The organism is Psychrobacter sp. (assembly GCF_030457785.1).
In the GTDB taxonomy this organism is placed as follows: Bacteria; Pseudomonadota; Gammaproteobacteria; order Pseudomonadales; family Moraxellaceae; genus Psychrobacter.
The window spans coordinates 21,948-33,101 of sequence record NZ_JAKDUI010000004.1 but is presented as its reverse complement, the minus strand read 5'-3'; the positions used below and the strand labels follow the sequence as shown (position 1 = coordinate 33,101).

The 11,154-nt window shown below is 43.9% G+C and carries 10 protein-coding genes; 7 read left to right on the top strand and 3 right to left on the bottom strand.

Features of this window, described 5'->3' with window-relative positions:
* Positions 1-51 precede the first annotated feature (51 nt).
* From L0J61_RS00620 to pncB, 3 genes are all read left to right on the top strand, one after another.
* Complete coding sequence (locus L0J61_RS00620; RefSeq protein WP_301464378.1) at positions 52-1,449, top strand: ABC transporter permease subunit; 1,398 nt, start codon at positions 52-54, stop codon at positions 1,447-1,449.
* Between the two features lie 89 nt (positions 1,450-1,538).
* Positions 1,539-2,423: an ATP-binding cassette domain-containing protein gene (locus L0J61_RS00615; RefSeq protein ID WP_301464374.1), complete on the top strand. Its 885-nt coding sequence runs from the start codon at positions 1,539-1,541 to the stop codon at positions 2,421-2,423.
* A 239-nt stretch (positions 2,424-2,662) separates the two neighbouring features.
* Positions 2,663-3,889 carry a nicotinate phosphoribosyltransferase gene (gene pncB, locus L0J61_RS00610; protein ID WP_301464373.1) on the top strand — a complete coding sequence of 409 codons (1,227 nt, stop codon included), beginning with the start codon at positions 2,663-2,665 and terminating at the stop codon, positions 3,887-3,889.
* A 134-nt stretch (positions 3,890-4,023) separates the two neighbouring features.
* On the opposite strand, the gene xseB is transcribed toward pncB, so the two are convergent.
* From xseB to L0J61_RS00595, 3 genes are all read right to left on the bottom strand, one after another.
* Positions 4,024-4,269, bottom strand: a complete 246-nt coding sequence (xseB, locus tag L0J61_RS00605) for an exodeoxyribonuclease VII small subunit (protein WP_301464372.1) — start codon at positions 4,267-4,269, stop codon at positions 4,024-4,026.
* 49 nt (positions 4,270-4,318) lie between these two features.
* On the bottom strand, positions 4,319-5,884 hold the full coding sequence (gene xseA, locus L0J61_RS00600) for an exodeoxyribonuclease VII large subunit (RefSeq protein WP_301464371.1): 1,566 nt from the start codon (positions 5,882-5,884) through the stop codon (positions 4,319-4,321).
* 331 nt (positions 5,885-6,215) lie between these two features.
* Positions 6,216-6,584, bottom strand: a complete 369-nt coding sequence (locus L0J61_RS00595) for a hypothetical protein (RefSeq protein ID WP_301464370.1) — start codon at positions 6,582-6,584, stop codon at positions 6,216-6,218.
* Between the two features lie 577 nt (positions 6,585-7,161).
* Here L0J61_RS00595 and L0J61_RS00590 point away from each other — a divergent pair.
* The 4 genes from L0J61_RS00590 (at position 7,162) to L0J61_RS00575 (ending at position 11,126) form a co-directional block, all read left to right on the top strand.
* Entirely contained in the window at positions 7,162-7,815 is a 654-nt protein-coding gene (locus L0J61_RS00590) for an alpha/beta hydrolase (protein WP_301464369.1), read from the top strand.
* Positions 7,816-7,891: 76 nt separating this feature from the next.
* The gene (gene zapE / locus L0J61_RS00585; protein ID WP_301464368.1) at positions 7,892-8,992 is read left to right on the top strand and encodes a cell division protein ZapE; all 1,101 of its coding nucleotides are present in this window, start codon (positions 7,892-7,894) and stop codon (positions 8,990-8,992) included.
* Positions 8,993-9,135: 143 nt separating this feature from the next.
* Positions 9,136-9,720 (top strand): nitroreductase, encoded by a 585-nt coding sequence (locus L0J61_RS00580; RefSeq protein WP_301464377.1) that lies wholly within the window; start codon positions 9,136-9,138, stop codon positions 9,718-9,720.
* Positions 9,721-9,845: 125 nt separating this feature from the next.
* On the top strand, positions 9,846-11,126 hold the full coding sequence (locus L0J61_RS00575; RefSeq protein WP_301464367.1) for an NAD(P)H-dependent glycerol-3-phosphate dehydrogenase: 1,281 nt from the start codon (positions 9,846-9,848) through the stop codon (positions 11,124-11,126).
* Positions 11,127-11,154 lie beyond the last annotated feature (28 nt).

Sequence of the window (11,154 nt, the reverse complement as noted above, 5' to 3'; positions counted from 1 at the left end):
AAGTATGAGCATTACCTAAGAAACCCCTACCTCTAAGGTAGTGGGTAGTTCATTAATGCTCATCCTGGTACCGGTGCGGCGCTTGATGCAGAGATTGCTTCTGCTTTCGAGCAGCATAAACCACTGTTGTTTTACTACTGGCAGCCTACGGGTTTAATGGCGAAATACGACTTTGAACCATTAAAGTTTCCAGCTTATGAAGATGCTTGTTGGCAAGATCTGTTGCTCGCTGATGGTAAGATGGACTGTGTGTCAGGGTTTCCTATATCACCATTAGGTATTGCCGTTTCTACGCCATTTATCGAATCCAACCCTGAACTAGCAGCTGTCTTTGAAAAGGTGCAATTTACCTCTGATGAGCTCAATGGCGCTATTTTAGAGATGAGTGAAAGTAAACGTAGCGGGGATGATCAAGCATTGGTGTTTTTGCGCGAGAACCCAAACGTTTGGCAAGCATGGCTATCCGATGAGGCTGCCGCTAATCTAGCGGCCAAATTAGGTATCAGCTTAACAGGTGATTCTATTGATAGTACGGCTGCTAATAAGAACTCCGCCAGTAATAACCAACTCGGTCTTGCATCAAGCTTCCCTTCATGGTCACTTGAGACGCCACTCAATAACACATTAGCAAGTGTTGTCCAGAATTACGGCGACGTATTTCGTAGTATTAGTACGATGGCATTAACCTATTTACTGTTACCAATTGAGCGCCTATTGACGGTCATTCCACCATGGGTGATTATTGCGCTTGTCACAGTGTTGGGGTGGTTCGGTGTCCGCAAGGTTTGGTTTGCGCTGGCATGTGGTGCAGGGTTGTTTTTGATTGGTGCTTTTGGTTTGTGGGGTGCCTTGATTGATACTTTTGCCCTGCTCATCGTATCAGTGTTGGTGACGGTAGCTATTGGTATTCCGATTGGTATTGCGATGGCAGGCAGCAAGCTGCTGCGTAAGGTTGTGACACCGATATTGGACATCATGCAGACCATGCCAAGCTTTGTTTATCTCATACCAGTGCTCATGTTGTTTGGCATTGGTAAAGTGCCTGCATTGTTTGCCACCATTATTTATGCACTGCCGCCACTGATTCGTCTGACGACATTAGGGATTACGCAGGTCAATCATGAGATGGTGGAGGCAGGGCGCTCATTTGGTAGCACACACTTGCAGCTACTTATTTGGATCAAGTTACCACAAGCATTGCCTAGTATCATGGCAGGTGTCAATCAGGCAGTAATGATGTCGCTATCTATGGTGGTGCTTGCTTCTATGATTGGCGCACCTGGCCTTGGCGAAGATGTGTTGCAATCTATTCAAACCCTTAATATTGGTCAAGGCTTACAAGCAGGTATGGCTATTGTCATTGTTGCCATTATTATTGACCGTATTACTCAGGCATTTGGTCAAGGCAAGCGTGCCCGTCAAAAAACTATTGACGCTAGCAGACACTAGATTGGCTAGCGGTCTATCCAATCATAACAGATAGTCACTATCAGTACTCAAAGAAAACATAATAGAAGCCACCAATAGCGAGGACTGCAATGAATCACATCCGGCTAGAAAATATCAGTAAAATTTATAATGCCAGCAGTGCGCAAGCGAAGTCTGTGATGGCATTATTGGCGGAAGGCATGGATAGTGTGGCGGTAAAAGAGCAAACAGGCTATTCGGTTGGGTTGTATGATATCAATTTAGATATTAAGGCGGGCGAGTTACATTGTATTATGGGTCTATCAGGCTCTGGTAAATCAACATTGATACGGCATATAAATCGTCTCATTGACCCAACCAATGGCAAGATATGGGTTGATACGAGTATTGATGCACAAACTACGATTACAGATCACAATGTACCTGCAGCTAATCAACAACCATCTACAGCTATCAATGTGTTGGCGCTGAATGATAAGGAACTGCAACATTATCGCCAACAAACCGTTAGTATGGTCTTTCAGCACTTTGGGCTAGTGCCACATATGACCGTTATGCAAAACGTTGCTTATGGTTTACGCGTGCGAAAAATGAGTACCAAACAGCGCCACGAGGTGGCACGGTATTGGCTAAATGAGGTGGGGCTGCCTAATCTAGAGCATAACTATCCTGACGAGCTATCAGGAGGGATGCAGCAGCGTGTGGGGTTAGCACGAGCTCTGGCAACGGATAATCCAATCTTACTGATGGATGAGGCGTTCTCTGCGCTTGACCCCCTCATTCGTGCTCAGCTACAAGATCAACTACTTGAGCTACAAGAGCGGCTACATAAGACCATTGTCTTTATTACTCATGACATAGATGAGGCGATCAAAGTTGGTCAGCGTATTAGTATTTTGAATGGAGGACGTTTAGTGCAAACAGGGACACCCAGTGATCTACGCGACAATCCAGTTGATAACTATGTTGCACAGTTTATGCGTGCAAATGCATAAAATGAATGAAATCGTTACTGATAGCTGGACATAATATTTTTATAGAAGGTATGAGTAATCGTAGTAAATATGCTGCCATTAATAGCGATTTCTGAAATAAGCTGTAAACTTCGTTATACTTAACGGCTTATTGATGAGTCATCATGAGTGAAAGTGCTCTGTTTATTGTCCGTATATGATGTCGCTTTATTGATTAGGTGACGTTTATTTCTTATTTTTGCGTTTTTTAAGGCCATAGCATGACCGCTACCTATTCACCTATTATTACCTCGTTACTTGATAACGACTTATATAAATTTACGATGTTACAAGCCATGCTGCATCAGTTTCCGCAGACTCATGGTGTCTATCGTTTTCGCTGCCGTAATAATGAAGACACTCTTTATCCATTGGCGGATATCAAAGAGCAATTAGAGCAGCAATTAGATAGTTTGTGCGAGCTGCGCTTTTTAGAAGATGAGTTGGAATACTTGCGCGGTTTACGCTTTATGCGTTCAGATTTTGTCGACTATCTGGAGCTATTTAAACTCAAGCGCCGTTTTATTACTGTCAGTACCGATGGCGAAGGTCGCTTGTTTATCGATATCGAAGGGCCGATGATTCAGGCGATGTTTTTTGAAGTGTTTGTTCTAGCGATTGTCAATGAGCTATATTTTGATGCATTATCAGATGACACCATCATCAAAGAAGGACAGCGGAGACTAGACGAAAAAGTCGAGTTATTACACCAATATGCATTGGAACAGACAAAAGAAAGTGAAGACACGCCGCCATTTATCGTCGCTGATTTTGGTACTCGTAGACGGTTTAGTAAAAGTTGGCAAGCGCATGTGGTACAGACGTTACATCACGCTCAACCAAAAATTATCAGTGGTACATCCAACGTATATTTGGCCAAAACGTTAGGCATGACGCCAATCGGTACTATGGCGCACGAGTTTATGCAGGCATTTCAGGCATTAGATGTGCGTTTGCGTGATTCACAAAAAGCCGCGCTTGAAGCGTGGGTACATGAGTACCGTGGTGACTTGGGTATTGCATTGACGGATGTTGTTGGGATGGCTGCGTTCTTACGTGACTTTGATTTGTATTTTGCCAAGCTTTTTGACGGTCTGCGTCATGATAGTGGCGATCCATATGTTTGGGGTGATAAAGCGATTGCCCATTATGATAAATTGAAGATAGACCCTAAAACTAAAATACTCACCTTTAGTGATGGGCTAGATCTTGAGAAGGCTTGGGAGCTGCATCAATACTTCAAAGATCGCATTAGAACCAGTTTCGGTATTGGTACCAATCTCACCAATGACATGGGGATTACACCGATTAACATTGTACTCAAATTGGTTGAGTGCAATGGTCAGCCAGTCGCTAAATTGTCTGACAGTCCAGGCAAGACCATGATCAATAATGACACGTATCTTGCCTATCTGCGTCAAGTCTTTGAAGTTGACGAACCAGAGTAAACCAAATACAAAGCTGTTACGGTGTCAAATGAGCTTGATGTACTAGCTGTACTATCTACCTACGCTCATTATCCTTGTACCAATTTTATATTTGTTTCACTGCCTTTACCTGCTATCTGCTGGCAGTTTTTTATTTAACTATCAATACTAGTAGCTGGATCTTCTTCAGCAAAGGCGGCATCCAATGCTTGTTGCACGGCATTGATGCGTGTCTCGCAAACGCGATAAGCCGCAATCGACTCTTCAACCGTGGTCATTAGATTATCAATATCTGGCTCGTCCTGCTGCTGTAATTCAGCGGCATTGGTTTTTAGAATGTTATAAGCCGCCTTAAAGGTTTTTGGGGCGGCTTTTTTGCGTCGGCGAGTAGGGGTGGTCATATTTTTTCCTGATTTTAAAAGTGAATAGGTAAGTAATCGGAGAATACGGTTAGTCTGACGTGTTTGCGAGTTCTGTTTTTTCTATATAGCCTTTCGCAATATCACTATTCGTCTCAACATCCATAATCTGTGCTTTTGCCTTGCCGTCTTTTAGGACGATATGCACAGTTTGCTCAGCAGAGAGCTGTGTGCTACTGGTCAGTATTTGCTTGTCTTTATTATCAGTAAGCATAGTGTAGCCCTGCTTAAGCACGCGAGATGGCCGATGTAGCAGCACAATATCACGTAGATGTACACTATCACGTTGTGCTTGTATGACTTGTTGCTGCGCATTTTTCATGACAGATTTTTGATGGTTTTGACTATAATTAGCAGCCGTTGCTAGTTGTTGATAAGCCGAGGCTTGGGTCTGTATGCGCAGCTCATTTGTCAGTCTAACGGCTTGCTTCACTTGGCGTTGGGCGCTTTGCTGGATGTTTCGCCATGCATAGTCGCTGTCTTTTCGCAGTGCGGTCAATTGTCCGATCGTCTGAGATTGTATTTGGCTCAGTTGGCGAGAGGTTTGCTGTGTTGCTAGATTCAGTTGTCGATGGGCAGCCTGCTTGATTTGCGCTTGATATTGTAAAGTCTGAGCGACTAATTGCGATAGATGCGCACCAATCGCAGCGATCACTTTTGACGGGGTATCAAAGCTGGTATGTGCGACTTCATCTAATATGACTTTGTCACGTTCATGTCCAATACCCACCCATACAGGGACAGGTTGTTCAGCCACTAAAGCGGCCAGCTCATAGTCGTTTAGATAAGCCAAATCACCAACGGCACCGCCACCGCGAATAATCACTAATAAATCCGGCAAGCGCTGATAGGTGTCGTAAAACTGCTGCTGAGCACTGACGATGGCTTGGCGAATTTCGGCAGGCGCATGATTGCCCTGAAAGGTGGCGTTATGGTAATGAAAATGACAGGCACCTGTGCTGGCCAAACGATCCGCATCTGCTTGAAAGTCCCCTAATCCAGCAGCCTTTTCGGGTGCAATCACAAGGACGTGCTCGATATCAAATGGGGCAGGCAGTTGCTGATTGAGATGTAGTAAGCCTTCGCCTGTTAAACGGTCGACCATCTCAGCGTATTGCCGTGCTAGATCGCCCAACGTATAGCTAGGGTCAATATCTTCGATAGTGAGCGAAAAGCCATATTGCGCATGGAACCCTGCCGATACCTTGAGTAGCACGGTTAAGTCGCGCTCGAGTGGCATACCTGTTGCTCGCTCAAACTTTGCTAGCACGCGTGCAGCTTTGAATCGCCAAAGATTGCCTCGGCAGCTGGCGATGACCTTGCCATCGTCGTCTTTTTCTGCCAACTCAAAGTAATAATGACCGCCTTTACTCGATAGGTTGCGAATTTCCGCTTTGACCCACACTCGGTGATTAAAGGTTTGTTTGATGACCATCTCTACTGCTGATAAATAATCGCTCAAGCGCAAAACGGTGTCTTCTAAGCTGTTTTCAGGGCTGTTTTCTTTCTCAGCAAGCTCGGCTTCTAATGTTTCTAAATCCTTGGCGGGTGCTAAGACTTTGGTTTTTTGAGCATTTGAGAGATTGGGTTTGCGCATAATATAAGACCAAAGATAATAAGAACTTAGAAGCTGACGGTTAATAGTCCGCTTACCTATAAATGTACGAGAACAAATTGGTTAAAAGGTATGAAAGTTAAGATAGTATAGTTTAACTCAAAAGCGTTGATACAAAAAGTAAAGCCAACAAGTATGTGATTGATAGGGCTATCTATCGTACTTGTTGGCTAAAGGTTGTATAGCGATTATTTTTGTGGTTGTGCTGTCTTACACTTTATATGGTCTTTTATAGTTGTCTTTGCTGTCATGTCTTATATCATGATCTGAACAAAGCACTGGTTGTGTCTCAACGATTATCTACCCGGGATAGTTACTGGCAACGGAAGCTAATGGTGTACTCATAGTCGTCGTCACGCGTTAAGTCTGGCGAACCTGTACCAAATATTGAGCCGATAACAGCACTGGCTTGTCCTACCATACGGCCTGTGCGTTCATCTAAAATGCCATTGTACGTGAGCGTGTCCTCAACGACGATTACTTGGTCATTTCGGCAGGTGTTTTGTGCGCTATCTAAAGCGTTTTGCTGTGCTTGAACTTTGGTTTCAGCGATGCCGGTGGTTTCATAAGTTGAGTTGTCGCGCTGAATAACTGGTGAAGAGGGCGTGCTTTGGCAGGCGCTGAGTGCGAGGGCAGCGGCTAAAGTAGCGGTTAAGCCAGCTGTTTTATTGAAAGTACTCATAAGTTGTCTCCAGTTTTATCAGTTAGGGTGTGTTGAGTATCACCACAGCGCTGCCCGTGACTATCTGTAGGTGCATGTAAATCAAAGTGTTGATTCAAAGAAGAGAAAAATTGATGAACGTTACTATTTTACCGGCTTTGATATCCATTCATTCTTATCCGTGTCGGTATCAGTTTTTATCGATATCGCCAATATTGCTTTATTATCAATGACATTGCTTTATTATCAACGACGCTTTGTTAATATTGCAAATTTACCCTATTCAACTCTTACGTGTCTAGACCGTTAATGTGTTTTGTATTACAGCTATGTTGCATATATCTATGCAGTATCGTGATGATTGTATCAAGGTAAAAAAGCAAGCTATGAGTGGAGGGTATGGTTAAAAAGCAGTTTGGCGCCGATATTGATAATACGGATATGGTTTTTTTGACAAAAAAACCGGTTTGATAGATAGCAAGCTCGTTATATTGAGGTTAAAAACCAAGTAAACCCTATGCAGGTACAGCAAACCACTTGAAATATAAACCATATCTAGGATAATTGAGACATTCACTTTTAACCAATAAGCAATTATATGCAATTAATTCCTGCTCCAGCTGGTGTTCTCGAAGTTGATGCACTATGGCAAAAAGACAATCCCAATGACCCAAGTACCGACACGGTGGCGTTATTGTGTCATCCTAACCCGTTGTTTGATGGTACGATGACCAATAAAGTAGTGACTACGATGTACCGTTTTGCCCGTGATAACGGCATGCATGTGGTGCGTTTTAATTTCCGGGGTGTCGGTCAGTCAACAGGTGAGCATGACTACGCTGATGGTGAAGTCGTCGATGCGATGACCGTGCTACAATGGATTGCAGAACAAACCAATGCACGCAAACTATGGCTTGGTGGTTTTTCATTTGGGGGCTATGTCGTCGCACGGGCTGCGGAGCAAGTACTTGAGGCATCGCATATTTGGGACGTGAGTGATTTTGAGGTTGCCAACATTGCATTGATCGCGCCATCAGTAGAAAAAAATGACAGTAGTGATATTCAGTTGCCTGCTGATAAAACCTTTGAGGTCTATGGCAATGCGGATGAAGTCATTGACCCTGCTTCTATGCAAGCATTTGCTGAGCGCTTAGGGATTGATGTGAGCGTGGTAGATGGTGCTGGGCACTTTTTTCATGGTCGTTTGTCTGAATTAAAAAAATTGCTAGAACAGCATAGCGTTTTGAACTAGGTGTGGTTGGTATTAATCCGTGTTGACTGTACGAGTGGTTAAAACACAATTATTTTATTTAATAATGAGTCGTATTATGAGTTTATCCCCATTGCAACGTTACGAGCAAGCCATCAGTACGGATGACTTTACTCGAGATGAGCAGCAATACCAAGCTATGAGCTACCTTGATGATTTGTATCAACAGCTCAATAATAGCGAGCCGCAAAAAAAAGGTATTTTTGGCTTTTTAAAAGCTAAGCCGACTGTGCCAAAAGGCTTGTATATGTGGGGCGGTGTGGGCCGTGGTAAAACGTGGATGATGGATATGTTTTATGATGCATTGACTAATGATCGTAAGATGCGTCAGCACTTTCACCACTTCATGCAGCGTGTCCACCGCGAGCTGAATAAACTGCAAGGTAAAAGCGACCCATTAGAAAAAGTGGCTGATATTATCCATGAAGAAGCCGTTATCATCTGCTTTGATGAGTTTTTTGTCTCGAACGTCTCCGACGCTATGATTTTAGGGGATTTGTTTACGATGCTGTTTAATCGTGGGGTTACGCTAGTCGCTACATCAAATATTGAGCCAGCTGGATTATATAAAGACGGCTTGCATCGTGATCGGTTCTTGCCTGCTATCGCTGAGGTTGAAAATCATACCACAGTGATGAATATCGACTCAGGTATCGATTATCGTCTGCGAGTACTACAGCAAGCTGAGCTGTATGAGTCACCTCTGACGAAGGCTAATCACCACTGGCTCGCCAACCGTTTTGCTAGTCTTTCTAACAATCAAAAAATCAGCAGTGATCCTATCGATATCAATGGGCGAAAGATAAAAATCAACGCACGCACCGAAGATATTTTGTTTTGTGACTTCCGGCATTTATGTATGGAGCCGCGCTCTGCTGCAGATTTTATTGAAATCGCCAAACAGTTCAATACCGTCTTGGTTAATGCGGTTCCTGCATTAGATGATGATTTCCGTGATCCGACACGTCGTTTTATCTATCTGGTCGATGAGTTTTATGATCGCCGTGTTAAGTTATTGGTGCGCGCTGAGCAATCGATTTTAGATCTCTATCAAGGTGAGAAGCTGGCTTTTGAGATTGAACGCACTCGCTCTCGTTTGCTGGAAATGCAGTCAGAAGACTATCTGCGCATGGAGCATCGTATCGAAGAGGTGGCATAGTGAAAATATTCACAGTCACAGAGGTATAAATATATAAAACCCGCCTTCAATTCTTCAAAGACAATAATAAATAAGGAGCTGCAATGACTGCCTCTAAGACAAGTAATCAAAAGTTATCTACCAAAGATATAACGACTGATAGCATGCCAATAAGTAGTGAAGAGATGATAGGCTGGATTAAGTCCAGGCGCAGTATGGGCAATTTAGACACGCCAGCGCCCACTCGCGAACAGATTGAAAAGGCAATCGAATGCGCTGCAACGGCTCCAGACCATAAGAATCTTAATCCATGGCGATTTATCGTGACCGAAGGCGCTGCCCGCCATCAGCTAGGTGAGGCGCTCGTAACAGCGGAACAAGAAAAAGCGGCGCAAGAAAATGAAGAAGTGACAGAAACAACCATAGAGAAAACTCGTGGTATGCCGTTAAGAGCACCAGTTATCATCACGGCCGTGACTAAAATTCAAGCGCACGAGAAAGTACCTCCGTTTGAGCAAATGTTAAGTACGGGCGCTGCAGTACAAAACTTGATTTTGGCACTAAAAGCTCAAGGGTTTAGTACGGTATGGCGGACTGGTTTGTTATGTAACGAACCAGCTGTGAAAGCATATTTCGGCGTCGGACCAGATGATTATGTAGCGGCTTTTGTTTATACTGGTACGAGCCCTGTCGATGATCCAGAACGTAAGCCTTTTGATATCGAACCAATAGTACGCTTTGAATCATAAAGCGAATGAGATTTTTTAGTTTAGCCGCTGGCCATTATAAAAAATCCAGAAGAGAGTCAGCTATCTTGGTTTCCAATCATGATAATGCTATCAACCAATAAGTCAGTCAATATGGATGAATGAACATGAGCAGCTCAAACGACAGTCGTAAAAAAACCAGTAACGACGCCAGTCTAACGGACAAAAGCACCTCGGATAAGCAAAACAGTTTGCTTGGGGGGCTCATTGATCGGGCAACTAAGTCGGGTATTGGTCGTAAGAAGCTCAATCCTAGTGCTGTAGAATCGGCGGTTGCAAAAAATATGGAAGAGATTCACAGTAATCCTACCAAGCTGCGTTTGGCATTTTTAGGTGGTGGAAGTTTTGGTACTGCCATGGCAAACCTCGCGGCACGTAATGGCTGTGATACGACGCTATGGGTACGAAACAAACGTACTGTCAGGTCAATGGCAAAAACCCAAACCAACAAAAAATACTTACCAGGGCATAAGCTGGATGATCGCCTAAAGTATAGTCATGATTTAGAAGCAGCCGTCAAAGACAAAGATATTATCTTTATTGCAGTCCCTGGCTTGGCTTTTCGCGAGACGCTAAAAAACATCGCTCCTTTTGTGAGTGGGCAGTCTATTGTGTCGTTAACCAAGGGCATGGAAAAAGATACCTTTGCCTTGATGAGTGACATCATCAATGACGAATTACCAGAAGTAAATTTTGGTGTGATGTCAGGCCCGAATTTGGCCATAGAAATCATGAAAAACATGCCGTCCGCTACGGTTATCGCTAGTGAGTCTGAGCCACTTCGTCACGCGGTTCAAGCAGCGTTGCATAGTGCGTTTTTCCGAGTGTTTGCTAGTGACGATGTCAAAGGGGTTGAACTGGGCGGTGCTCTCAAAAATATATATGCGATAGCGATGGGTATGGCTGCCGCTTATGAAGTAGGAGAGAATACCAAGGCCATGATCCTGACACGGGCTCTCGCTGAGATGAGCCGTTTTGGTGTTGAGTCGGGTGCTAACCCATTAACTTTCTTAGGACTATCAGGAGTGGGTGATTTATATGCCACTTGTAGTTCAGAGCTCAGTCGCAATTTCCGTGTTGGTAATATGCTAGGCCGTGGCATGAACATTGATGCGGCCGTCAAAAAACTCGGTCAGACTGCTGAAGGGGTTAATACCATTCAGCAAGTACATGAAAAGGCGACCCAAGAAGGCATCTATATGCCTATCACTCACGCTCTTTATGCCGTTATTTATGAAGACAAAGCGGCATTAGGGGTTGCATTGCACCTGATGGAAGCAGGATTCCGTAGTGACGTCGAGTTTGTCATGGCGCATGACCACAGTAATGACGCGCTAACTGCTCACGTAAAAACATCAAAAAATGATAGTGCTGATGACAGCAAATAGTGCCAGTGTGTTGGCACCAAGGCTGTGT

Bases quoted from the DNA above. Each gene is read 5' to 3' on its own strand.
- L0J61_RS00615 (WP_301464374.1), top strand. From the start codon at position 1,539: ATGAATCACATCCGGCTAGAAAATATCAGTAAAATTTATAATGCCAGC.
- pncB (WP_301464373.1), top strand. From the start codon at position 2,663: ATGACCGCTACCTATTCACCTATTATTACCTCGTTACTTGATAACGAC.
- xseB (WP_301464372.1), bottom strand. From the start codon at position 4,269: ATGACCACCCCTACTCGCCGACGCAAAAAAGCCGCCCCAAAAACCTTT.
- xseA (WP_301464371.1), bottom strand. From the start codon at position 5,884: ATGCGCAAACCCAATCTCTCAAATGCTCAAAAAACCAAAGTCTTAGCA.
- L0J61_RS00595 (WP_301464370.1), bottom strand. From the start codon at position 6,584: ATGAGTACTTTCAATAAAACAGCTGGCTTAACCGCTACTTTAGCCGCT.
- L0J61_RS00590 (WP_301464369.1), top strand. From the start codon at position 7,162: ATGCAATTAATTCCTGCTCCAGCTGGTGTTCTCGAAGTTGATGCACTA.
- zapE (WP_301464368.1), top strand. From the start codon at position 7,892: ATGAGTTTATCCCCATTGCAACGTTACGAGCAAGCCATCAGTACGGAT.
- L0J61_RS00580 (WP_301464377.1), top strand. From the start codon at position 9,136: ATGCCAATAAGTAGTGAAGAGATGATAGGCTGGATTAAGTCCAGGCGC.
- L0J61_RS00575 (WP_301464367.1), top strand. From the start codon at position 9,846: ATGAGCAGCTCAAACGACAGTCGTAAAAAAACCAGTAACGACGCCAGT.